Origin of the sequence: Levilactobacillus senmaizukei DSM 21775 = NBRC 103853, from assembly GCF_001592085.1 — a bacterium.
GTDB classification, from domain to species: Bacteria; Bacillota; Bacilli; order Lactobacillales; family Lactobacillaceae; genus Levilactobacillus; species Levilactobacillus senmaizukei.
Genome location: NZ_BCWD01000008.1, coordinates 1 through 25052, shown reverse-complemented (window position 1 = coordinate 25052; position 25052 = coordinate 1). Strand labels below are relative to the sequence as shown.

Sequence of the window (25052 nt, the reverse complement as noted above, 5' to 3'; positions counted from 1 at the left end):
AACACTTGATTTAACTGATTACTTTTGAATTAAGTAGATGATCCCTTCGCCAGGTTCAATTCCCTCATACGAGGAATCCAAACTAACCAGACTACCACCGACGTACCAGCCACTGTAGGTCGTGCTTCTAGTCTTGGCATCATACCCGGCAGCGGTCAAAGCGGCATCGATTGACTTCAGACTGTTAGGATCCTTACTCTGAAAGTCAATGTACTTCATCGTCTTGAATGGCGTGTAGAAGGCTACTTGGCGACTCATGTCATCCCGCATATCAGTCACGGCAGAAAATTCATCAATAGCCAAGAAGTTATTTGCCGCATCCCTCAACTTAGCATCATAGATGGAATTAGGGAACAAATACCGTGTCATGGCAATGTCATTGACGGTTTTACCAGAATCGGCCGATGTATCCACCACCTTAGGTGTGGTCGTCTTCTTAGAGACCTTCTTCAGATACCCTCGCCAGATCCAGCCTTGCAAGGTGCCATCAGCACTCTTGACGTGGTAGTAAATGGCATTGTGCCCCTTGTTTTTCTTATAGAGCTTCTCGTGAGCATCCGTATACCATGTTACCGTTGGGGTAACATCATTGTTACTATACCGGATCGCCAGATGCCGCGAATACCGGGCACCTTTCGTGGCTCGCATAGCATGACGCTTCATACTCTTACGCCAAACCAACCGAACCGACTTGGACCGCTTCGCCGAATATTGGCTATTTGCGGAAGCCGTCACACTCGACACACCCAATACGCCAGCACCGGCAACCAGAACGGCCAGTGCCTGAATCATCTTTTTCATATGAATCCCTCCCACTGTGGTCTAGTTTAGCACTCACAGCGAAATAGTTGAAGATAAAAACCGATGTGCATCGAACCATTTCAAGCGATAATCAAACGCTACCTTCGACACCATAGCCTAGTCCACTGAATCGGTCATCACCACTGCGGTTAAATCTGTCGACAAAAAAAGTCGTCCCTCATTCCAACTGAATGAGCGGACAACTTTTAAAATCTAAGAAACTCCGGCTTGCTAACCAATCTCTCTGAATCACGTTATTAGCATCTCTTAAACTCCAATAGACAACTATACACGACAAAGTGATGATCGTCAAGGATTATTTCACAAAAATTTTCAAATCAACAAAAAAACACCAACCTCAACGGATTGATGTTTTAAGTGTGACTTACTTAGCAGCCCGACGGCGTTCTGGAATCCGCGCAGCCTTACCATTAAGATCACGGAGGTAGTACAACTTAGCACGACGTACGCGACCTTGACGAATAACGTCAATCTGAGCAACTCGTGGGGAGTTTAATGGAAAAATCCGTTCAACACCGACACCGTTACTCATCTTACGTACAGTATAGGTTGCCTGGATACCGGCACCCTTACGCTTGATGACAACCCCTTCAAACAATTGGATACGTTCACGCGTACCTTCAACGATCCGGGCGTGGACACGAACAGTGTCACCAGCACGGAAATCAGGAACATCGTCCCGTAATTGTTCTTGGTTAATCTTAGCAATCAAATTGTTTTGGCGCATAATTTAATCTATCCTTTCGCCAACATTCATTCTCTATTTCGACAGCGGAATGTTGTTTTTGTGGCTAAACAGCCAAAGACAAGTTTACCATATCAGCATATGCCTGTAAAGATTATTTTCTTGACTCCTTAGCTGCCGCCTGGCGTTCTTCTTCCTCGATCCGAACATCCGCTAGCAGACGCTTCTGTTCTGCCGTCAGCTTGCGGTGATCGATTAGGTCCTGCCGGCGCTGGTAGGTCCGGCGGAGGGCCTCTTTTTGCTGCCATTCGGCAATCTTACCATGGTCACCACTCGTTAGCACTGGCGGCACGGTCATCCCCCGGAAATCGGCTGGACGGGTGTATTGTGGGTATTCCAACAACCCTGAGGAAAATGAATCTCCCGGCGCCGACTCGGCGTTCCCCAAGACACCTGGCAACAGCCGAACCGTGGCATCGATCATGACCATCGAGGCCAATTCGCCCCCTGTCAGCACGAAGTCGCCCAGGGACACCTCATCGGTCACCAATGTCCGAATGCGTTCGTCATAGCCCTCATAATGGCCACACAGGAAGGTTAAATGTTCCTCATGAGCAAACTCCTCCGCCACGTGTTGGTTAAAGGTTACCCCGGCGGGATCGAGTAAGATCACGCGACCCTTGGGTAAACCTTCAGCCGCGGCCTGTTCCTCGGTAGCCTTCAAAGCATCGAAGATCGGTTGCGGCTGGAGCAACATTCCCGCGCCACCCCCAAAGGGATAATCATCAACGTTACCATGCTTATTAGTGGAGTAGTCCCGAAAGTTCGTGACCGGCATAGTCAAATGACCGTTCTGAATGGCCTTACCCACGATGGAATCGTGCATGGGACCAGAGAACATGTCTGGAAATAAACTTAAAACATCGATCCGCATTACTCGAGTCCCTCCATCAATTCAACCGTGACCTGACCAGCGTCTAAGTCGACATGCTTAATCACCTGGTCAATCTTGGGTAATAACAAGTCGTCCTTACCTGGCCGGTCAACCACCCAAACATCATTGGCCCCGGGTGCCAGAATTTCTTTAATCTTACCCAGTTCCTCGCCATCTTCAGTGACCACCTTCAAGCCAACAATTTGATGGTAGTAGTATTCGCCTGGCCGCAGGTCACCCGTTTCCAACTCATTGTCGGTGACTTTGAGCGTGCTCCCCTTGTAAATCTCGACATCGTTAATGGAAGGCTTGCCGTCAAAGCTCAACAAGTAAAACTGTTTGTGTTTACGCACCGATGCCACGCTTAACGACACGGGCTGGGTCTGTCCTGACTGAAAAGTATAGAGCGTCGAACCCACTGCAAAACGACTTTCAGGAAAGTCTGTGGTCGCAATGACCCGCACTTCCCCCTTAATCCCATGGGTGTTAACGATAGTTCCCACCGTATAATAAGCCATGTTACCGGCCTCCTCTTCATTCATAATTTTTTAAGTGTCCTGACCGATCTCGTCTGGTCAGCACGGCTAATTTATCTTTGGATACAAAAAACTCGAGGGAAACGTCGCCGCCTCACTCGAGAGTCTTTGCCGGGCGGTCATCAATGATGAGTCGCACCCGTTTATTACCTTGCACGCGGACGCTATAGACGATCGTACGGATTGCCTGCGCCACACGGCCTTGTTTGCCAATCACACGACCGACATCATCGGGGTGGACGGCTAACCGATATTCGTAGAAACGATCCGTTTCAACCGGTGTGACCACCAAGTCTTCGGGATGTTCAACGAGTGGGCTAACAATTGCTAGAATTAGTGCCTTAAAATCGGTCATCGCTAATCACTACTTCTTAGTGTACTTAGCTTCGTGGTATTGCTTCATGATACCAGCGTTAGAGAGTAAAGTCTTAACCGTATCTGAAGGTTGAGCACCGTTGTTCAACCAGTTCATGATAGATTCTTCCTTTAACGTAATCGTTGCTGGTTGGGTAACTGGATTGTACGTTCCAACTTGTTCGATGAAACGACCGTCACGAGGGCTCCGTGAATCGGCAACCACAACCCGGTAGAATGGACGCTTCTTTGAGCCCATCCGCTTTAAACGAATCTTTACTGACATGTAGACACCTCCTGTATTTCTTTCAACGTGTAATAATATACCAGTTTCTGGATATGATGTAAAGGGTTTTTTCTTTACACCTTAAAATTAATCAAACGGCCGTTGCAACCAAGCCAGATCCGTTTCGGTTAAAAATTGGCGATTCGCCGCAATCCAATCCTGAACGGCAGCGTAATCTTCAAAGTCGACGCCGCGTTGACTGACTCCCGTGGCCTGCAGATTCTTGGCAAACTGCAGATCGGCGACGCTAATTGGGGCCCGAAACAACGGGTTCTCTTCCGCACGAGCACCCCATTCGTCAGCCAGAATCGCCTGAGCATTCTTGAAGGCCGCCGACTGTTTCAGCAGCGCTCGTAATTCATTTGCGGTTAAAGTTGTCATCTTCATTGCCTCCTTAGGGCCTGCCACTGCGGATCGTTCGTTAGACTAATCACGGTCCCCGGCGCGTGGCTCACCGAAAATTTTTCGACCGGACTGGTTAGTAGCCATAGAAAGGTGGCCGGTGCGGTTAAGCGAAGCGTATTCTCGCCGAAACCATCGGTAAGAATAATAACCAGCTCCCCCGGCTGCCCACTAACTAATCGGGGCAAGGCATCGAGGACCGCCTGAAATCGGGTACCGCCCCCGCCGGTTCTTCGCAAAGTCGTGGGCCGACGTTCGAGCGTAAACGCTGATTGCTCATGGACCTGCGTATCGAACGGATACACCGTGACTGTGGCTGGATAGACCGCCAGGATCGTCGCAATCTGCCCCAGCAGATAACTAATTTCAGCATTCCCCATGGAGCCAGACTCATCCACAAAAATCGCAATCTTCTGCCATGTTTGGACCAGGGTCCCGGGTAATTCCATGCGATACGGTTGCCGGCGGTTGAAGCGACCATAGGCTGGACGCCGACCGGCCGGAACCTGGCCGAGGCCGCGCCGCAGCAGCGACCGCCAGTCTAAAGGACGCGCCGCAACCATCGGCGTTAAGACTGCCTGAATGGCCCCAGGGAGCGTTCCCCGTTGTTTGGTCGATAAGGACCCACTAACATTCTGAAAGAGCTGAGAACGCCACTGTTCACGATTGGTTGCAGTCGTAATCGTCCCCGTCTGCCAGTCTTCGTGACCGTCCTGTTCACTAACAACCGACCCTGGCACAGTGGTCCCAATGGCCGCATCCGGATCGGCTTTAGTTCCGCCAATGCTACTGGCACGTTGATCGGTCCCAACCGGTGCGGCTGCTTGCCATCGTCGTAGCTGATCTAAATAGATCGCCGAGTCCTGGCGCGGTGCTACCGGGTGTTCTAAAAGCCGAGCTAGCGCGGCGCTGGTCACCGCCCCCGCCGGCAAATCCGTCAGGTAGTCGTTGACCGCTGCGTCCGTTGCCCACCGAACTAGTGGGGCCTGCTTAGGCCCTTGCTGATCGGCATACCGGTCTGGGTGCCCCCACAGGAGATGCAACACCGTATGCCGCAACATTGCCACCATTTGTGGCCCCGTCCAACGACTCGCGACCAACGCCTGGCTACCCAACCGTAACTGCCACTCATTGGCCGTGCTGACCAACGCCAAAGGCCACCGCTGCTGGGCAGTGGTGGTCACATTGAGGCGGCTGAGGACACGCCCATAAAAGGGATCGGTCCGCAGCAGATAGATCACGGCATCACGATAGAGTTTACCAGTCGCGGTCGTTTGTTGTGCTGGTGACAAGGTCGCCAGTTCACGTAAATTTTGACTTAAATTAGCCATTAGGACACCTCGATCTGGCTACTCCGTTGACCAATCTTGGTCAATAACTGATAGAGTCCGGCAACGGCCGGCATCATGCTAACCTGGTCAGCCAGTTATTCGAGTAGATCTGGCTCATCGGCCATTAACTGAGCAACCGCAAACTGACCATCCGGTGGGCACACCTCCAGGAGTTCAGTGAACCGACGCGCATTAGCTGCGACCGTCAATGGCCAATCTGCTCCGGCAGCGAGACACAACTGTAAAATCTGTTGCTGCTGTGCGGGTACTAAGTCGGTGAAGGTCGCCACCGCATCCTCAGCCTGAAAGGCCTGCTCGACCGTTAATCCGGGGCGCTGCTCACTGATATAACCGGCGAAGGCCATCCCCACCGTGATGCCTAAGTTTCCTTGTAAAATCGCGGTCAACATTTCGAGGTGACCCCAGAGATTCTCCCGGTCAACCTGCCGTAAGGCCCGTGAAACCCGTTCCCAGGCCCGCGGCGTTGGCTGCAGGTCATCGTCGGCCATGGTGCCAGTCGTCGCCACGTACAGGTCGCCGGGATTCTCGGCCAAATAGGCTGTCACCAACGGGTCGATCCGCGGCTGTCCCGCGACTTCTGCGGTCGCCCAATCTAACCAACTCGGCGTATCAGCCCGCAAAATTAGACGGGTCGTCCGATCGGCGATGGCGGCATCCCCCGGCGTCACCCCATAATGGCTCTGTTCAAAACCAGCCATGGTCGCGTCCGGGTTCTCAGCCAGAATCAAGTGCACCTGGCGTGGTAACTTTAGCGTATTGATCTGGCGTTGTAAGACCAAGTTCATTAATTCACTCTGGACCGCCTGCGTCCCCCGATTAAATTCATCCAGGAACCAAATAATTTCCTGGTCGGGATGGGCCTCGGCTTGGCGAATCATGGCAACTAGGGTGTGTGAATAACCAAACTGCACATCGGCTAATGAACCGTAATCGTCCGTCTGTACAAACGAATCCGTCGTCAGTGGCGGCACCGGGATTACCAGATCTCCCTTTTCCACCAGGCTAACCACCGTGGTGAACAGCTTGGCATGTCGTTTAGCGGCCAGATCGGCCACCAGGGCCGACTTGCCGATCCCAGCCTCACCGACGATGGTGGGTACGCTCCCACTCGCCAGGACCACTTCAACTGCCTGTAAACACGTTTGATAGGTTAAAGACACCGTCGTCGCCTCTTTCTAATCGATTATTAGTTTTATTTTAACACGCGACGCTGGAAGAACTTAACGATTTCCACGATCACGACCATTAGGAAGGAAGCCACCAGGACCGTGGCCCATTGATGCCCGTCTAAGTGGGTGACGTGGAACATCCCATTTAATCCAGGAATCAGAATGGTTGCGGCCAACAAGCCAAAGGCAATCAGGATCGCCCAATTGAAAAACTTGTTTTTGAACAAACCAACCGTGAACAGCGACCCGTGGATCGATTTGGAGTTAAAGGCGTGGAAAAGTTGAATCAAGCCCAACGTGGCAAACGCCATGGTTAAGGCATCAGCATGGGCCAAGTTAGCGGCCGAATGCACGGGGTACGTGATGGCAAACCAGTACACCCCAAGGGTAATTACCCCTTCGAGTAGTCCCTGATACAGGATTCCCGTTAAGACTCCCCCGGAGAAAAAATTGGACTGCCGACCACGAGGCGGCTGCCGCATAATATTCTTTTCCATGGGTTCAATCCCCAGGGCAATGGCCGGTAACGTATCGGTCACCAGGTTAATCCAGAGAATGTGAACGGGCGCCAAGATTTGCCAACCTAACATGGTCATCATGAATAAAGTCAAGACTTCCCCGAGATTAGCGGATAACAGGTACTGAATGGCCTTTTGAATGTTAGCGAAGACTTTACGACCTTCCTCAACTGCCACCACAATCGTGGAAAAATTATCATCAGCGAGAATCATATCACTAGCACCCTTAGAAACTTCGGTCCCGGTAATCCCCATGCCAATCCCAATGTCGGCCGCCTTTAATGCCGGCGCATCATTCACCCCGTCCCCGGTCATGGCAACCACTTTACCGTGGCGCTGCCAAGCGTTGACGATCCGCACCTTATGCTCTGGTGCAACCCGGGCATACACGGCAAAGTCCCCGACACGTTTGGCAAAGGTCGCATCATCCATGTCGTCCAGCTCAGCCCCGGTAATCACGGCATCGGTTTCGCCCTTGTCGATGATTCCAAGTCGCGTGGCAATTGCAGCCGCTGTATCACGATGGTCACCGGTAATCATGAGCGCCCGAATCCCGGCGGACTTCGCATCGGCCACGGCCTGTTCCACCTCTGGCCGCTCGGGGTCAATCATCCCCACCAGCCCAGCGAAGATCAGGTCCTGTTCCGTTGTCGCACTGGTTAAGTCGGTCGGAACATCCGGCACAATTCGATAGGCAAACGCCAAGACCCGTAAGGCTTGCGTCGCCATATCATGGTTGGTGTTCAGGATTTGTTCGCGCGTGCTCGTCTCCAACGGGTAAACCGCGTCCTTCAATTCAATCTGCGTGACGCGCTTCAACAATTCATCGGGCGCCCCCTTAACTGCAATCAGGTAACGACCGTCAGCCAAGGGATGCACCGTGGTCATCAGCTTACGTTCCGAATCAAACGGAATTTCACCAACACGGGGCATGGCGCTTAAGAGCTGATCCACCGAAAAGTCCTGGTCTAACTGATATTGAACCAGTGCCGTTTCGGTTGGATCACCCGTCAGGCCTTCCGTGGTCACCTTGGTATCGTTGCTTAGAATCATGACCTGCGCTAGCCGATCCGTCTGTTGAAAATGCTGTTTATGGGCATCGACCAACTGGAGATTCCGGTACACCTTCTCCACGGTCATCTTGTTTTGCGTTAATGTCCCGGTTTTATCCGAGGCAATAATGTCCGTACTCCCCAACGTCTCAACCGCCGGTAATTTTCGAACGATCGCATGGCGCTTAGCCATTCGTTGCGTCCCCAAAGCTAAGGTGATGGTCACAATAGCTGGCAAGCCTTCCGGAATGGCCGCCACCGCTAAGGAGATGGCCGTCAGTAACATATCAACCAAACTCTCGGTCTGGCGCCACATGCCCATCCCAAAGACAATGGCGGCGATGATTAAGATTAAAATTGTCAATGATTTCCCAAGTTGGGTTAAGTTTGCTTGCAGTGGCGTGGTCGTCTCATCGGCGGCTTCGATCATGCCGGCAATTCGACCAACTTCGGTCTGCATCCCGGTTGCAACAACTAACCCCGTTGCCCGGCCATAGGTGACGTTACTGTTCATGAAGGCCATATTGGTGCGATCACCAATGGCCAGGTCCGCTGTGTCCAACTGGTCGGCCGATTTGTCCACCGGCACGGATTCACCGGTCAATGCGGACTCCTCAACCTTCAGCGAGGCAACTTCGATGAGGCGCAGGTCGGCGGGAATAATGTCGCCGGCCTCCAACAGTACCACATCACCAGGAACCAGGTCCTCACTTTTGACGGTGACAATCTCACCACCGCGACGAACCGACGCGTTAGGCGCCGACATTTCCTTTAACGCGTTGATGGCCTCTTCTGCTTTCGCCTCTTGAAAGACACCAAAGACGGCGTTCAAAACAACCACTACCAAGATAATAATGGCATCGACCACTTCCCCCGTCATCCCGGCGATCAGCGCTGCCACCAATAACACGATAATCATGAAGTCCTTGAACTGAGCCAAAAATTTCTGTAATAGCGAACTGGTCTGTTGTTGATTCAACACATTCTTACCCTGCTTGACCAGTCGCTCCTGCACCTGCTGCTCGCTTAAACCCTGTTCGGTGACCTGTAAGGCCTCTAAGAGGTCCGCCACCGTCCGTTGGTAAATTGGTTGTTTCATTAATCCATTCCTCCTGTCGTGTCCGGCCGGCCTCCTTTTCCATATTCAGCGGAAAAGAAAAGAGACCCACGCGCGCACACAAAAATAATTGTGGACGCCCATAAGTCTCACTATTTAAGACAATACCGGAATGGCTTCTTGCTGACGATATTGCCGCAGAGGTCTGCTAGTTACTCCCTTATGTAGCTTCTATAACCAGAATTATACCGGAGTTTCCTTGCTCAGTCTACAAAAAAGCGATTAAATGGTTAACATTATTGATTTATTAAAAAATAGGACAATGACCGTGGTCACTGCCCTACCTCGTTCTCACGCCGGCCGCCAATTAAGAACCTGCACGACCAACACCATTAGGTTAACGGCGCTTCTTACGCTTCAAACGTTTCTTCTTATTCTTCTTCATTTGTCGTGACATCCGGTTCAAAGCCAGCTTCTGCATCCGACCACCCAGGCCACTGCCACCGGCACTGCCCATCATCTGTTCGACGCCGGCCATGTTCCCCTTTGACATCTGGTTCATGGTCTTCTTCATCTGATTAAATTGCTTAATCATCCGATTAACCGCCTGTACCGGACGACCGGAACCAGCCGCAATCCGTCGCCGCCGTGAAGGGTTCAGAACATCGGGATTGGCTCGTTCTTGGGGGGTCATCGAGTAGACAACCGCCTTTAAGTGGTCCATGTCTTTAGGATCCATTTGAACATTCTTCAGGGCAGGATTGTTCGCCATGCCCGGAATCATCTTCATGATCTCTTCCATGGGCCCCATCTTTTGAATCTGCTCCAATTGGTCTAAGAAGTCATCGAAATCAAAGGAATTTTCCTGAATTTTCTCCGTTAAGGCCTTGGCCTGCTTCTCATCAAAGTCCTTCTGGGTCTTTTCGATCAGGGATAGCATGTCCCCCATCCCCAGGATCCGAGACGCCATCCGGTCGGGATGGAAGACGTCCAAGTCGGTCATCTTTTCACCTTGACCAATAAACTTGATTGGCTTGCCGGTCACGGCCCGAATAGACAGTGCGGCCCCACCACGGGTATCGCCATCCAACTTGGTCAGGACAACCCCCGTAACATCCAACTTATCGTTGAACCCTTCGGCAGTAGCCACGGCATTTTGACCGGTCATGGCATCAACCGTCAGCAGAATTTCATCGGGATGAGCCAGATCTTTAATTTCACTCAATTCGTTCATCAGTTGCTCGTCAATTTGCAAACGACCAGCGGTATCGATGATCACGTAATCATTATGGTTCTCGGCGGCCTGGGCCAACCCTTGCCGAACAATTTCTACCGGGTTGACATCGGTTCCTAATTGGAAGACCGGCACATCGATGCCCTCGGCTACCTGAACCAATTGGTCAATGGCAGCTGGCCGGTAAACGTCGCCCGCAATCATTAATGGCCGGGCATGCTCTTCGTCCTTTAACTTCAGTGCCAGCTTGCCGGCCGTAGTCGTCTTACCAGCCCCTTGAAGACCGACCATCATGATAATGGTTGGAATCTTGGGTGATTTGTTCAAGGAGACGGCCTCGTCCCCCATGGTCTTAGTTAATTCTTCGTCAACAATCTTAACGATTTGTTGGGCCGGATTTAACCCCTCGAGGACATCGGCCCCCATCGCCCGGTCACGAACCTGCTTCACAAAGTCTTTGACAACCGTGAAGTTAACGTCGGCCTCTAGGAGGGCCAGCCGAATCTCCCGCATGGTTTCGCGGAGGTCCTTTTCGGAAATTTTACCTTTGCCACGAAGCTTACGCATCGCGCCTTGTAGTCGTTCAGTTAAACCTTCAAACGCCATTCGATTTGCCACCTAACTTTCATTGTTCTTCTAGATTTTCTAAGCCCGCCACGAGCCGATTGAGCTTGCCATCGTGCGGATAATTTTGGGCCACATAGGCCTGAATTTCATCCGCTTGGTCATTTCTGGCGGTAAATTCTTGGAAGAGATGCAACTTCTCTTCGTAGTCGTCGAGAATTTTCTCGGTCCGTCGCAGGTTATCGTACACCGCCTGCCGACTGACGCTATATTCCTCCGCAATCTCACCCAGGGAATAATCGTCCCCATAGTAAAGCTGCATATAGTTATTCTGCTTTGCAGTCAGTAACGGCTGGTAGAACGCAAATAAGGAATTAATTCGATTGTTTTTTTCAAGCTCCATACTGGGGTCCTCCCACATAGTTACACACTCTACTAGAGTACCGATTTTTACCGGGCGCGTCAATTTTTTTCGCGGACTTGACCGGTAAACGATAAAAAAGCAACTCCTCGTTTTAAGGAATTGCTTCGTCAAAATAAAAATCGCTTAATTATTTGACTGGTGCTAGGTAAGTAGCAGCGTCACCTTCAGAGATGTCTTCACCCCACTCATTGTTGATCTGAGTCCGGACACCAATGCGCCAGCCCCGATACTGGGCCTGCTTTGCGGCGGGATACCCCGCCGATGGGGTCACGTCGTTGTTACTATAACGAATCGCTAAATGCCGTGAATACCGGCCCCTTTTGTGGCCGTCATGGCATGACGTTTCATGCTCTTTCGCCAGACCAAGCGAACTGATTTGGTCCGCTTAGCCGAATACTGACTGTTGGCAGATGCCGTGATGCTAGTCACACCGACACGCCCCGCACCAACGCCTAGAATCAGCCTTGCTTGAACGATTTTCTTCATAAGATAATTTCTCCCTAGCCGTGACAGTTAGATAACCGAGTCTCTGGCTTTAAATAAACGGGCGATCTTCACCTCATCATCCAAGACCCGCCAGTTAATTGTCACCTAAAGCTTCTCCATCACTGACCTTTTAAGCCTTCACTTGGCTTGGAATCAATTAAGCCAAAGTCTTCGCCAGTCATCAGCTCAAAGCCAGCGTTCATGATCGCTACACACCCCGACACTAACGACCGCGTTCGCATTTTTACTTAGGTCCACCTTAAAATAAAGGCCAACTCCACCACCCAACTTAAAAAATCCACCAAGTGTGTCGCTAGACGGCAACCGGTTTCTTTCACCAAAAAAATGGCGTCCCTAATTTCTAAGGACACCATTCATTATGCCAGCATTCAACTAACATTATTCAATTGAATCGTTAACGTTAGCTGCCTTTAAAAACAATTCCCGGTCCAGAAGTTTTCTCCCGATCACCATCCAAATAGGCCTTCAGCTTAGAAAACCTCGTCTGCTCGTTAATGGCGTTAAAGGTAACCGCATACGGTCTACTATGCTTAAAACCACGATAACTGAAAACAATGGCGGGAAGCGCGTTGACCCCCAACCGCTTGATAAGCGCTGAATACTGCCCGGTCGTCATTTTCGCTTGGGCTTTTGTCAGGTCATAGGCGTAGACGCTCTGATCACCGGTCTTTAAATAAGTCTTCATCTTTGACATGAACCGAATAGACGCTTGGTTGTCTGACCGGTACAAGTAGATCAGATGCTCATCATCCTGGCTCAACTTGAGCCGGGAGACCCGCTCCACTTCCGAGTCGCTGATCGGATAGATCACCTTACGATAGTCACCCCACCGGACCGGCAACGCCCTGACGCCTAAAATCAAAATAACGAGGAAGACTGGCACGACGAGGTGTCGACTAAAGAACTTATTCATGATCACCGAAGCCAGTGCCAAGAGTAATCCAACCCCGGTCAGGCCCAAGAACAGCAGCACCTTAAAATCCCAGTGATCGATGTCATTTTCAACCAGAAACTCAATATCCGAAATAAGCATTCCCGCGAAAAGGCAGAAAACGATGAGGCCAACGCCAATAACCAACCATCGGCGCTTCTTCATCAGCCACACCCCCAGCTCCTGGATTTTCCCAAAACTTTAGCCTTATTTTTTCAAAGCATTAACATCGATGAGGCCCTTGAACAAGCCATAAACAAACTCATTCGGGTCAAATGGCCGCAAGTCAGAGATTTGTTCACCTAGGCCAATGAACTTCACGGGAACGTGAAGTTCATTGCGAATGGCCAGGACAATCCCCCCACGGGCGGTTCCGTCCAACTTGGTCAACACAATCCCAGTGACATCGGTGGATTCCTTAAATAACTTCGCTTGCGTCAAGGCGTTTTGCCCGGTCGTCGCGTCCAACACCAGTAACACTTCATGTGGCGCCGCCGGAATTTCACGGGTAATTATCCGCTTCATCTTCGACAGCTCATTCATCAAGTTAACCTTGTTTTGAAGCCGACCAGCCGTATCGACAAAGAGAATGTCATAATCCTCTTTTTTGGCCTTTTGTACGGCATCAAACACCACCGCAGCCGGATCCGATTGGGGTTTCCCCGTCACAATATCCACGTCGGCCCGCTTAGCCCAAACATCGAGCTGTTCGGTGGCACCGGCCCGGAACGTGTCCGCAGCAGCCAGTAACACCTTCTTGCCAGCCTCATGGTACCGGTTGGCCATCTTACCAATGGTCGTGGTTTTTCCAACCCCGTTAACCCCAACAAACAGAATCACCGTGGGCCCGGACTCGGCCATATTCAACGTGGTACGCTCATCGTTTCCGGCGGCATCATAGATTTCAACCAGCTTTTCAACGACGACGTTTTGCACATCCTGCGGTTTCTTAGCATTTTGAAGTTTAACTTCGTCACGCAGTTCATCACTCAACTTGACGGCCATGTCGAACCCAACATCGGCTCCAATCAAAGTTTCCTCCAAGTCATCGAAGAAACTCTCGTCAACATGGCGGAAGTTGGCCAGTAAGGCGTTCAGTCGCTCACCAAAAGTGGTTCGCGTCTTCTCTAATCCTTGGTCGTAGAGCTGTTCGTCGGTCTTTTCGACGGGCGTTTCGGTTTCATCCACCGGTGTTGGCTCGGCCTCAGACTCCTCAAGCGGTGCTTCACTCTCCGAGGTGTCACTCGTAGAATCTTCGGCCGCACTAGTGGTAACGGTCTCGTTAGTAGCTGTTTCACTTGGCTCTGATTCGTCAGACGTGGACTCGCTGATCGCATCGGTTTCACTCTTGCTAACCGGTTCAGTTGCCTCACTTTCGCTAACAGCGGGTGTCGCTTCACTGGTCGTCTCACTCGTTTCAGTAGCCTCGCTAGCTACCGGTGCTTCAGTGGCGGCATCGTTTTCACTGACTGGCGTTTCATTCTCGGCCTGGCTGTTCGGTTCTTCCTTGGCCCGGCGCCGAAAAATATCAAATAATCCCATTAAGATGGCTTCCTTTCCGTGGTGGTTTCTTGGTCAAGATCAACGGCGACCATTTTGGAAACGCCGGATTCTTGCATGGTCACACCGTACAAAATATCGGCTTGAACCATGGTTTCTTTACGGTGGGTAATGACAATGAATTGAGTTTGATCTTGGAATTGATGGATATAACGGGCGAAACGGGTCACGTTAGCCGGATCCAAGGCCGCTTCTACCTCATCCAGGATACAAAATGGCACGGGTTGTACCTGTAAGATAGCAAATAACAGGGTAATGGCGGTCAATGCCCGTTCGCCCCCAGACAAGAGTCCCATGTTTTGGAACTTCTTACCAGGCGGCTGCGCCATAATATCGATTCCCGTGGTTAACAGATCAGCGGGATCAGTTAACACTAGCTCTGCCGTCCCGCCACCAAACATCTGCCGGAAGGTGGCCGTGAACTTCGCCGCAATCTGGTCAAAACTAGCTTTGAAGCGCGTTTTCACTTGATCATCGAGCTCCGTCATCGTAGTGGTCAACTGATCCTTAGCGGTCAGCAGGTCATCCCGCTGCTGCGTCAGAAAGTCGTAACGCTCCTTCACTTCATGATATTCATCAATCGCATGAACGTTGACCGTTCCAATCTCATCGAGGCCCCGCTTCAATAACTTTAATTGAACGGCTAGATCATCGGGCGCAATATCACTCACGTCCTTCTCGGCAGCCGCCAAGCTCAGCGAATATTTCTCGGACAGCTGATTTTGTTGTTGATCAATCAGAGCCGCCAAGCGAGTCTGTTGAACTTGTGCCCGCTGTAAATCATCGTTGGCGAGTTGCAGGAGCCCACTGGTTCGTTGATTAGCTGTCTCTGCAGCCGCCAGGTCATCATTAACCGTAGTCAGCTGGTCGTTGGTCGTCGCTAGATCTGCCTCAATTTGCTGCCGATCGACCTGGGCCGCCTTCAGCTGGTCCTGGGCAGCAGCCGGCGTCAATGCGTGCTGCTGGTCCAATTGGGTCAACTGATCCCGCAGGTTCTGAATACGGTCGTTAGCGGCTGCTTCGTCAGACGTTAACTGTTGCACGGTCGCCGACTGCTGTTGTCGCCGCTCCTTGGCGCCGGCTAACCAAGCCTGTTTCTGACTTAAAGTGGCCTGCTGCGCTTCCTGGTCGGTTCCTAACGTCGCTAGCCGCGCTTGGAGCTCTTTAACCCTAACCGCCGTCTCGGCAATTGCAGCCTCACCAGTCTTGATTTGTTCAATCAGCTCGGTGGCCTTGTGATCATCATCTTCCGCCGTCGCCTGCTTAATCTCAAGCTGGGCTGCAGCCAATTTACGTTGGGCTTGATCAGCCGTCGTTTGAGCATTGGCCAACCGATCATCCAGTTGCCGACACTGTGGTTGGCGTTCGTTAATTGTGGCCTGTAAGTCCTGTCGCCGCTTCTCGCTGTCCATTAGAAGTGACCGCTGGGCCTTGATCTTAGTCTCTTGCTCGGCCAATTGCTGCTTCATCTGCTTAATTGAGCCTTCGAGTTGTTGTAACTCCTGTTGTTGGCGCAACACGCTGCTATGATTTTGCTTGGTTTGACCACCGGTGATGGCCCCACTGGCACTCACAACATCCCCGCCTAGACTAACCACGCGATAACGATGATGAATTCGTTGGCTAATGGCCACGGCATTGTCCAGATTGGCAGCAAAGACCGTGGTTCCCAAGAGATACTGCAGGATCACTTGCGCCTGGGCGTCAATCGTTACCAGATCGCTACCGATCCCCAAGTACCCCGGCATACTGTGTAGCAAACTGAGAGTGTTGCGGTCAATCTGACGACCGCGAATCGTACTGAGTGGCAAAAAGGTGGCCCGACCGGCACGTTGTTTTCTCAGGTATCCAACCGCGGCCTTAGCCGTGGTCTCGTCATCGACAACCACCTGTTGTAGCTGACCACCAAGTGCAAATTCTACAGCGGTCGTGTAGCGATCCGGCACTTGCAACAATTCTGACACTGCTCCGAGTAGGCCCCGGAACCGTTCCCGCTGCTTCAAAATTGCCCGCACGCCCTGATAAAATCCGCCGTATTCGGCAGACGCCGCCTGTTGGCTAGCTACTTTCGTTTGGGCTCGTTGGTAGACCTCTAGGGCCGATTGCCAATTATGTTGCAACCCTTGATACTGCTGGTCTACTCGCTGATAATTGCCGGCTTCGGCATCCAGATCCTGTTCAGCCTGATTCAAGCAATTCTTCATCGTCGTGGCCTGCGTTGTTAACTCAGCCACTGCGTCGGTCGCCATAGTCGCATCGCTCTGCAACGTTGTTAACTGTTGGCGGACCCGTTGACCGGCTTGCTGCCGTCGCTCCTGGTCCTGTTGCAAATACTGTTGTTCATTGCGCCAGTTGGCCACCTGTTGCTTTTGGTCAAAATAGGTGTTGCGCTGTTTTTCAATCTGTTGGCGAATATCTGCCAACACTCGTGGATCAGTGGCCTTAGTTAGGTCATGAATCGCCTGTTTAACCGTGGCCATCTCGGCCGTTAACGCCGTCAGCTTTTCTTGGACCGCCGCCAACTGATCGCGATTATCCTTGATCTGATCTTGCGTCTCGGTGAGTTGTTGCTCCAGTTGTTGCCGTTGCTCGGCCTGATGCCGCTGTTGTTCACCTGACAAGTTAACCTGTCCTTGAGACTGTTCCACCAGCCGAGTGGCCGAAACCAACTTCGCCTGGAGAGCATCCTTTTGGGCTAGTAAATCAGTCTGTTGGTGTTTCAACGATTGGACCGTTGTGGTCTGTTTCTGTTCGGATCGCTGATGATTGACGACCTGGGTTTGCTTTTCCTGAACCGCCGTATCCACGGTCCGTTTCTGATCCATTTCGGTGTGCAGCTGCCGCACCAATTGGGTCCGATCCAGTAGAGCAAACTTTTTCTGCTGGTCCAAATAGTCTTCAGCCAGACTACTCTGCTCTTCAAGTGGCTCTAAGCGACCCTCGAGCTCGGCAATGATATCTTCAACCCGATTCAAATAAGCCATCGTGTCATCGAGCTCACGCTGTGCCTTTTCCTTGTGCTTACGGTATTTATAAACCCCCGCTACTTCTTCGATAATGTTCCGTCGATCCTCGGGTTTACTGTTAAAGATGGCCTCAACGCGCCCTTGAGAAATAATTGAGAACGAGTCTTGCCCCATCCCCGAATCCATCAATAGTTCCGTAATATCCTTCAACCGACAGCTCTGCCCATTCAATTGGTAATCGCTGTCGCCGTTACGATATAACACCCGGCTGATCGTCAGCTCGGTATAATCACTCTTTAAATAGTGATCACTGTTGTCAAACGTAATGGCCACTGCCGCCCGGTTCAGCGGGTGGCGATCGGCCGAACCCGCAAAGATCACATCGGGCATCTTACTCCCTCGCAGGCTCTTGGCCGACTGTTCTCCTAAGACCCAGCGAACCGCTTCCGAAATATTACTCTTTCCACTACCATTGGGGCCGACGATGCCAGTCATTCCCGGCAAAAAGTCAATACGGGTTTTATCCGCGAAGGACTTGAATCCGCTAATTTCTAATGTCTTTAACCGCATCGCTTGTCATCCCTACTTCGTTTCTAAATTTTCGAGGGCGTGTCGTGCTGCGTTTTGTTCCGCATGCTTCTTAGAGTGCCCTTGCCCCTCACCTAACAACTTGTCGTCAACGTAAACGGCGACCTTAAAGGCCCGATCATTGTCGGGGCCCTCTTCATCTAATAGCCGATAGTCAATTTCAACCGGGCCGTGCTGTTGAACCAATTCTTGTAATTCCGTCTTGTGGTCAAAGAACTCATCGAAGCGGCCCTCGTCCAGCTTGGGAAAAACGACCCGCGTGACGAATGGCACGACCTTGTCCAGGCCTTGGTCCATGTACAGTGCCCCAATAAAGGATTCGAAAATATCACAAAGTAACGAATCGCGTTGTCGCGCCTGGGCCTTTTCTTCCCCCTTACCAAGCCGGATGTATTTATCGAAATGACATTCACGGGCAAAGCTAGCAAAGCTTTGTTCGTTCACCATCGCCGCCCGTAGCCGAGTTAACCGTCCTTGGGGCATGTTCGGATACCGTCGGAAAATGTAATTGGAAACGACCAACTGCATCACCGCATCCCCCAAAAATTCAATTCGCTCGTAAAACTTCAGCCCCTGGTTCGGATGCTCATTGACATACGATGCCTGGGTAAAGGCCTCGTCAAGTAACGACTGGTCTTTAAAATGAATATCAAAAACTTCTTCTAATTCTTTATTTAATCCAGCAATCACGTGCAAATTCCCTCATTTCTTAATTTCTTACCGATGACAAAGATTACCTTACCGGTCGGCCCACTGGGGGCTGGAACGTGGTGGGTACGGCTAACACGAGCATCGATCGGCCTAGCTTAACCGTCTATTGGTTCTCCCAGATTTTTCAAACTGACAGCCGTGACACCATCTGGTAAGGCCCCCAGATCCGTCCTAAAAAGATTGAAAAAGCCCGGGACGAAAAGGTGCGGCCCGGACTCGCTCAAAACTTATTTTTGTTGACTCTGGTGGGCAACGATGTAGTCAACCACTTCACCAATGGTGTTTAAATTCTCAGCATCTTCATCTGAGATTTCAGCACCAAAGGTGTCTTCTAATTCAAGAACAAACTCAACAAAGTCAATGGAATCAGCATCCAGATCCTGTTTGAAGTTTAGTTGTTCGTTGATGCCATCTCGGTCAGTTTCAAACCGATCGGCAATGATGTCTGCGATCTTGTCAAAAATTTCTGTTCTTGTCATTTGCAATCCCTCATTCGTTGTATTCATTAGTAGTCTAACCGTTTTAACCGGCCTTGTCTAGCCAATTCAGCCCCGTTATTTCAGGGATTCTTTCAACGCAGCCATCTCGTCGGTGTGTTGGTCAAAGTAGCTAACTAACTGATCAGCACTGTGGCTCGCAACCAGTTCACGAATCTGCCCAATGGTATTCTTTACCGTTGGTGCTTTAGAGGAACCATGGGTCTTGACCACGGGCGCCTTCAGGCCTAACAGAACCGCCCCACCGTATTGCGAGTAGTCCATCGCAGACCGCACCTTGCCAAAGACTGGTTTTAACATGCTGGCCCCGATCTTGCCGCCCAAGCCGCCGCTCATGATCTCACCCTTGATGAGCTTCAGCATCGAGAGGGCGGTCCCCTCAATGGCTTTCAACGTGGCATTCCCGGTAAAGCCATCGGTCACGACCACATCGGCAGCGCCATTCAACAATTCCCGTGACTCGACGTTACCAATGAAGTTAATCTCACTCATCTGAGCCAAGGCGTCATGAATAGCCCGATGATTCTTGTCACCCTTATCGGCTTCGGTTCCGTTGTTCAGCAGGCCGACTCTGGGCTGCTGAACGTGCATCACGGACTGAGCATAGTACTGGCCCATAATAGCATATTGGACCACGTTAAAGGCTTTCGTGTCGGCGTTGGCCCCCACGTCCAGCATCACAAAACTACTCTGGTCTGGTTTCCGTAGGACGGGTAAGGTCGTGGTCAGACCCGGTCGATCAATCCCTTTGATCCGACCAACGATCAAGAGACCAGCGGTCAAGACGGCACCTGAATTCCCAGCGGAAAAGAAGGCATCCGCTTGGCCTTCCTTGACGGCCGTGGCCGCCAAAACGATGCTGGATTGTTTCTTACGCCGCACGGCTCGAACGGGCTCATCCTCCATCGTAATGGTTTCTGTCGCGGGAACAAATTGGATGCGGTCCGAATTTTTAATCAGAGGCTTCACCGCCGCTTCCTGACCAAATAACAGGAACTCAACATCCGGATAAGCATCCCGGGCTAATTCGATTCCTTTAACAATTTCGGCAGGCGCGTAGTCCCCACCCATGGCATCAACGGCAATTTTCATGTTAATTCTCCTTTATCATCAACCTAATCCATCGTGCTGTTCTGATGGGCGGTTGTACTTAAGAATGCGACCAACGGTAAGTTTGCATCCTTGTCGTCCCAATTGGGCGCGGCTACCGTTTCCTTGGCAGCTTGTTGGGCCACACTTAAAATATTTAGGTCGGCCACCGGGTCGCCAACCTTGAAGTCTGGCACACCCGATTGCTTTCTTCCAAGAATATCACCTGGACCCCGTAATTCCAAATCCTTTTGTGCGAGGACAAAACCATCATTAGAATTGGTCATGGTGGTCATCCGTTCAATCGCCAACTGATTTTTGGGATCGGCAATAAGAATACAAGCCGACGCCTTCTGTCCCCGACCAACTCGACCACGCAACTGGTGGAGCTGTGCCAGGCCAAAGTGATCGGCATCATAGATTAGCATCAAGGTCGCGTTCGGGACATCGACCCCAACTTCAATCACCGTCGTGGCGACCAACACCTGAAACTTATTAGCCTTGAAGTCCGCCATGATGGTATTCTTCTCGTCATTTTTCATACGGCCATGTAAGAGGCCAACCTGATAGGTGGGCTCAAACTCCGCTTTAAACCGGTCGTAGATGGCCTCGGCATTCTTCATGTCCACCGCTTCAGATTCTTCAATCAGCGGCGTGACCACGTAGGCCTGTGATCCGGTACTCAACTCTGCTTTAACTTCACGTAGGACCGAATCCACCTGATTACTGCGAATCCACGTGGTCCTAATCGGTTGACGACCGGCTGGCAATTCATTAATGACCGAGACGTCCATTTCGCCGTATGCCGTGATCGCTAACGTCCGGGGGATCGGCGTCGCCGTCATCGCCAAAACATCGGGCTGTTGCCCCTTCTCCCGCAGTGCTCGTCGTTGGTTCACGCCGAACCGGTGTTGTTCATCAATCACCGCTAATCCGAGATGGTGGTAACTCACCTCGGGTTGAATCAATGCATGGGTCCCAATAATTAAGTTAACCGTCCCATTGGCAATCTGTGGCAGCAGTGTTTTCCGAGCGGCCGGTTTGGTCGCCCCGGTTAGCAACGCCACGTTAACCGGAAAATCAGCAAACAACTTGGCCAGATTATCGGCGTGTTGTTCCGCTAAGATTTCCGTTGGTGCCATTAGCACGGCTTGGGTCCCGGCGGTAATCGCCGCATACATCGCAATCGCGGCGACCACCGTTTTCCCACTCCCAACGTCACCTTGAAGCAAGCGATTCATGTGCACGGGGCGTTTCAGATCAAAACAAATCTCGTTAACCACTCGCTTTTGTGCGGCCGTTAACTCATAGGGCAATGAATCGATAAAGGCCTTTAATGCCGTCAGGTCATACGCCAACGGCTGCCCGTGCAGCGTATGGTCCTGTTGCCGAACAATCTGCAGCCGAATTTCAAAGAGATAAAATTCCTCGAACTTAGCCGTGCGGCGAGCCGCCTGAGCCGCCGCATCGTCCGCCGGAAAATGCATGTCGTGAATCATTTCGCGACGATGAAGTAAATGGTACTGATCACGGAGGGGTTCCGGAACGAGGTCAACAATCTTCTCCGAATATTGGTCGTAGGCTGCTTCAACCAGTTGCTTAATGGTTCCCTGGCGAATAGACTTGTTGGCCGGATAGATCGACCCCATCGCATTGTTCGCACTGGCAAGAATCTTCATACCCGCCAAACTCTGCCGTTTAGCATCGAAGCGACCGTAAACAACTACCTCCGCCCCTACTTCAAGCTGATCCTTTAGCCATGGCTGGTTGAAAAACGTCACGGGAATGATGGTGTGCTCATCGATAAGCAACCGAAAGTTCAGCCGATTCTTCTTACGACCAAAGCGGGTCAACACCGGTACTACTGCTACCGTTCCCTTCAGGGTCACCTTCGCCTGATCCGTTAACTCACTGGGATCCTTTGCTTGGAGATCCTCATAACGAAACGGAAAGTAGGTCAATAGATCATTGATGTTACCGATATCTAGCTCCTTCAAGGCGGCCACTCGTTTAGGGCCGACTCCGGCTAAAACGCTGACGCTATCGCTTAAGCTCGGCATGTACCTTCACTCCCTTCCTCATTAATGCGAAAAAAAGACTGGACCTAATCGCCCAATCTTTTTCGTACTTACTTGCTATTCAACCGAAATCAAGAATGGGTAAACCGGTTGGTCCCCCTCATGAACTTCCGTTTCTAAGTCGTCATCCAAGTCGGCAACCGCCGCTTGTAATTGATCGGCAACTTCGGCGGTCGTGTCCGTGCCATAGATAATCGTGACAATTTCACTTTCATCGTCTAACATGGCCTTGACCGTTTCAACGGCTGTCTGTAACAGATCCGCTTCCGTCACCTTAAGGGTGCCGTCAACGATTCCCATATAGTTGCCTTCCTTGATATCAAAACCATCCAACTGCGTGTCGCGAATGGCATGGGTCACTTGACCACTCTTAACTGCTGTCAAATTGTCTTCCATAGCAGACTGGTTTTCATCAAGCTCTGAATCAGGATTGTAGCCCAGCATTGCCGTCATCCCTTGTGAAACCGTCTTAGAGTGAACGATTACCGTGGGAATATTTGCAACCTGTGCCGCCTGTTCAGCAGCTAAGAAGATATTCTTATTGTTAGGCAAAACAATGGCCCGTTTGGCTTTACTATTGTTGATGGCATCAACAATATCCTGCGTACTTGGGTTCATTGTCTGACCACCGTTAACCACGTGCGTCACACCGAGACTCTTGAAGAGCGTTGCAAGACCGTCACCGGCTGCAATCGAAATAATAGCAGTATCTGAAATCTCTTCCTCAGGCGCTGGTGTGGCAGCAGGGGCTTGATCATCCTTTTCCATGATAGTCTCCTGTTGCATCCGCATGTTATCAACTTTTACCTTGGCAAGGTCACCAAATTCTTGGCCCCAAGCGATCACCTTCCCGGGATGTTCCGTGTGGACGTGAACCTTGACGATTTCGTCATCATTTACCACCAACAGGGAATCTCCGAGATCGGCGAGGTAGTTATAGAAGGTATCATAGTCAAAGTCATGGTCAACCTGCTTACCACGGCCCAAACGGACCATGATTTCGGTACAGTAACCATACTTGATGCTGTTAGGGTCTAACTTACCTTGAACACTCTGATGATGCGCAGCATCAATCATTTCGTTCATTTCGGCATCGTCAGGCTTATACTCTTCATTTTCGGAAACCCGTCCATTTAATGAGTCATTGAAGGCTTCCAAGACAAAGGTCAGCCCTTGGCCACCGGAATCCACAACCCCCACCTGTTTCAAAACCGGCAAGAGGTCTGGTGTCGTTGCTAAAGCCTGCTTAGCGGCTTCGTAAACGGCATCCATGACGACCAAAACATCTTCGGACTTCTTAGCAGCATTTAAACCGGCCTGAGCCCCTTCACGAACCACCGTAAGAATTGTTCCTTCGGTTGGTTTCATAACGGCCTTATAGGCCGTCTCAGCCCCTGCTGCAAAGCCATCAGCCAAATCTTGAGCACTCAACGTGTTCAGATCAGCTAGCTTGCGGGAAAAACCGCGGAAAATTTGGGATAAGATAACCCCAGAGTTTCCCCGAGCACCCATTAATAAGCCCTTGGCCAAGGCTGTCGCTAGGGCACCAACGGCCTCCGTATCGGCATCACGCTCGTACTTGGCCCCACTTTGTAGTGAAAGACTCATGTTGGTCCCGGTATCCCCATCGGGCACAGGGAAAACATTTAATGAGTTAATAAAATCTGCGTTCTGGTTTAGCTTTTGCGAGGCTGCCTGGACCATCTTACCAAACTCAAGATTAGTAATTTCTGTTACTTTCAACTAAGTATCCTCCTTGATTTCAGTACGTCTGGCTAGTCAGCCAACACCCGCACCCCTTGCACAATGACATTGACTGAGTTTGCGGTAACCCCCAGCATTGTTTCTAGGTTGTATTTAACTTTAGATTGAACACTACGTGAGACTTCGGAAATCTTGGTTCCGTAGCTAGCGATCACGTAGACGTCGATGGCCACGCCGTTTTCTTCCTGGCGAACAACGACCCCACGGGCATAGTTCTCCCGGCGTAAAATATCGTTGACGTTGTCACGAATTTGATTTTTACTTGCCATGCCCACGACACCATAATTATCAGTCGCGGCACCCCCAACTACGGTCGCAATCACTTCATTGGTAATATCAATTGTTCCGTACTGAGTCTTAATCTTTACGGCCATGAAAATAGCCTCCTTGTCTGATTTAGAATCTTAACAGAGATTAATCTTACCACAACCCGACCCAAAATAGAAATAGGATGACTAAAAACCACGTCTTAACGGTAAACAAGTGTCAAGTAAATTTCCTTGAAAGAAAACATTGATTTCACGGAAATTGTATGGTAAATTATTCAGGTGAGTAAAAAGCACTGCTTTTTTAAAAAGTAATGAATCCACAAAGGAGGGTTTACGCCATGGCAAAGGATTTTATCAACGGTAAGCGGACGCGCTTCGGTAACAAGCGTTCTCATGCTTTGAATTCAAGTCGTCGCGCTTGGAAGCCGAACTTACAAAAAGTTCGCATCTTAGTGGACGGTAAGCCAAAGAAGGTCTGGATTTCTGCTCGGACTTTGAAATCAGGTAAAGTAACCCGCGTCTAGTGATAGCCACGGTTATAAAAGGAAAGCCCAAGCCGGGAAATCGGTTTGGGCCTTTTTTTGTTGCCTAGCACTTTTCGTTTCTAGAATTTTAAAGGACCACTCGAAGACGCCGATGAGGCGTTCGCGAGTGGTCCTTTTCATTAATCGGGCTCTACAATATTTGGTGTTGATGGAAACCT

23 protein-coding genes and 1 pseudogene are annotated in these 25052 nt (G+C 50.8%); 1 reads left to right on the top strand and 23 read right to left on the bottom strand.

Going from position 1 to position 25052, the window contains the following annotated elements:
• Positions 1-18: 18 nt before the first annotated feature.
• The 23 genes and pseudogenes from LSE01S_RS11120 to LSE01S_RS04320 all read right to left on the bottom strand — a co-directional run bounded on the left by LSE01S_RS11120 (position 19) and on the right by LSE01S_RS04320 (position 24454).
• Complete coding sequence (locus tag LSE01S_RS11120) at positions 19-801, bottom strand: hypothetical protein (protein WP_061776423.1); 783 nt, start codon at positions 799-801, stop codon at positions 19-21.
• Positions 802-1186: 385 nt separating this feature from the next.
• Positions 1187-1549: a 50S ribosomal protein L19 gene (gene rplS / locus LSE01S_RS04420; protein WP_061776422.1), complete on the bottom strand. Its 363-nt coding sequence runs from the start codon at positions 1547-1549 to the stop codon at positions 1187-1189.
• A gap of 112 nt (positions 1550-1661) precedes the next feature.
• Positions 1662-2441: a tRNA (guanosine(37)-N1)-methyltransferase TrmD gene (trmD, locus tag LSE01S_RS04415; protein ID WP_061776421.1), complete on the bottom strand. Its 780-nt coding sequence runs from the start codon at positions 2439-2441 to the stop codon at positions 1662-1664.
• Entirely contained in the window at positions 2441-2959 is a 519-nt protein-coding gene (gene rimM / locus LSE01S_RS04410; protein WP_061776420.1) for a ribosome maturation factor RimM, read from the bottom strand. Before rimM ends, trmD begins: the two co-directional genes overlap by 1 nt.
• Before the next feature lie 112 nt (positions 2960-3071).
• Positions 3072-3332, bottom strand: a complete 261-nt coding sequence (locus LSE01S_RS04405; protein ID WP_061776419.1) for a KH domain-containing protein — start codon at positions 3330-3332, stop codon at positions 3072-3074.
• A gap of 9 nt (positions 3333-3341) precedes the next feature.
• On the bottom strand, positions 3342-3617 hold the full coding sequence (rpsP, locus tag LSE01S_RS04400) for a 30S ribosomal protein S16 (RefSeq protein WP_061776418.1): 276 nt from the start codon (positions 3615-3617) through the stop codon (positions 3342-3344).
• 87 nt (positions 3618-3704) lie between these two features.
• Positions 3705-3998: a hypothetical protein gene (locus LSE01S_RS04395; protein WP_061776417.1), complete on the bottom strand. Its 294-nt coding sequence runs from the start codon at positions 3996-3998 to the stop codon at positions 3705-3707.
• A 2-nt stretch (positions 3999-4000) separates the two neighbouring features.
• Entirely contained in the window at positions 4001-5350 is a 1350-nt protein-coding gene (locus LSE01S_RS04390; protein WP_061776416.1) for a vWA domain-containing protein, read from the bottom strand.
• Positions 5350-6531, bottom strand: a pseudogene (locus LSE01S_RS04385) (ATP-binding protein). Before LSE01S_RS04385 ends, LSE01S_RS04390 begins: the two are co-directional and overlap by 1 nt.
• A gap of 32 nt (positions 6532-6563) precedes the next feature.
• A complete protein-coding gene (locus LSE01S_RS04380) occupies positions 6564-9209 on the bottom strand; it encodes a cation-translocating P-type ATPase (RefSeq protein WP_061776415.1) in 2646 nt (881 codons plus the stop codon).
• A gap of 355 nt (positions 9210-9564) precedes the next feature.
• Entirely contained in the window at positions 9565-11007 is a 1443-nt protein-coding gene (gene ffh / locus LSE01S_RS04375) for a signal recognition particle protein (RefSeq protein ID WP_061776414.1), read from the bottom strand.
• Positions 11008-11026: 19 nt separating this feature from the next.
• Complete coding sequence (locus LSE01S_RS04370; RefSeq protein ID WP_061776413.1) at positions 11027-11368, bottom strand: putative DNA-binding protein; 342 nt, start codon at positions 11366-11368, stop codon at positions 11027-11029.
• A gap of 148 nt (positions 11369-11516) precedes the next feature.
• On the bottom strand, positions 11517-11660 hold the full coding sequence (locus LSE01S_RS10915) for a hypothetical protein (RefSeq protein ID WP_156470471.1): 144 nt from the start codon (positions 11658-11660) through the stop codon (positions 11517-11519).
• Between the two features lie 23 nt (positions 11661-11683).
• The gene (locus tag LSE01S_RS04365) at positions 11684-11875 is read right to left on the bottom strand and encodes a hypothetical protein (RefSeq protein ID WP_061776412.1); all 192 of its coding nucleotides are present in this window, start codon (positions 11873-11875) and stop codon (positions 11684-11686) included.
• Positions 11876-12296: 421 nt separating this feature from the next.
• Positions 12297-12992 carry a hypothetical protein gene (locus LSE01S_RS04360; protein ID WP_061776411.1) on the bottom strand — a complete coding sequence of 232 codons (696 nt, stop codon included), beginning with the start codon at positions 12990-12992 and terminating at the stop codon, positions 12297-12299.
• A gap of 42 nt (positions 12993-13034) precedes the next feature.
• Positions 13035-14369, bottom strand: a complete 1335-nt coding sequence (gene ftsY, locus LSE01S_RS04355) for a signal recognition particle-docking protein FtsY (protein ID WP_061776410.1) — start codon at positions 14367-14369, stop codon at positions 13035-13037.
• A complete protein-coding gene (gene smc, locus LSE01S_RS04350; protein ID WP_061776409.1) occupies positions 14369-17923 on the bottom strand; it encodes a chromosome segregation protein SMC in 3555 nt (1184 codons plus the stop codon). Before smc ends, ftsY begins: the two co-directional genes overlap by 1 nt.
• 12 nt (positions 17924-17935) lie before the next feature.
• Positions 17936-18631, bottom strand: a complete 696-nt coding sequence (rnc, locus tag LSE01S_RS04345) for a ribonuclease III (RefSeq protein ID WP_061776408.1) — start codon at positions 18629-18631, stop codon at positions 17936-17938.
• 248 nt (positions 18632-18879) lie between these two features.
• Complete coding sequence (gene acpP, locus LSE01S_RS04340) at positions 18880-19131, bottom strand: acyl carrier protein (RefSeq protein ID WP_061776407.1); 252 nt, start codon at positions 19129-19131, stop codon at positions 18880-18882.
• 75 nt (positions 19132-19206) lie between these two features.
• Positions 19207-20241 carry a phosphate acyltransferase PlsX gene (gene plsX / locus LSE01S_RS04335; protein ID WP_061776406.1) on the bottom strand — a complete coding sequence of 345 codons (1035 nt, stop codon included), beginning with the start codon at positions 20239-20241 and terminating at the stop codon, positions 19207-19209.
• Positions 20242-20264: 23 nt separating this feature from the next.
• A complete protein-coding gene (gene recG, locus LSE01S_RS04330) occupies positions 20265-22298 on the bottom strand; it encodes an ATP-dependent DNA helicase RecG (RefSeq protein ID WP_061776405.1) in 2034 nt (677 codons plus the stop codon).
• 75 nt (positions 22299-22373) lie between these two features.
• On the bottom strand, positions 22374-24059 hold the full coding sequence (locus tag LSE01S_RS04325) for a DAK2 domain-containing protein (RefSeq protein WP_061776404.1): 1686 nt from the start codon (positions 24057-24059) through the stop codon (positions 22374-22376).
• A 32-nt stretch (positions 24060-24091) separates the two neighbouring features.
• On the bottom strand, positions 24092-24454 hold the full coding sequence (locus LSE01S_RS04320; protein WP_061776403.1) for an Asp23/Gls24 family envelope stress response protein: 363 nt from the start codon (positions 24452-24454) through the stop codon (positions 24092-24094).
• A gap of 233 nt (positions 24455-24687) precedes the next feature.
• On the opposite strand from LSE01S_RS04320, the gene rpmB reads away from it, so the two are divergent.
• Positions 24688-24873, top strand: a complete 186-nt coding sequence (gene rpmB / locus LSE01S_RS04315; protein WP_020088997.1) for a 50S ribosomal protein L28 — start codon at positions 24688-24690, stop codon at positions 24871-24873.
• Positions 24874-25052 lie beyond the last annotated feature (179 nt).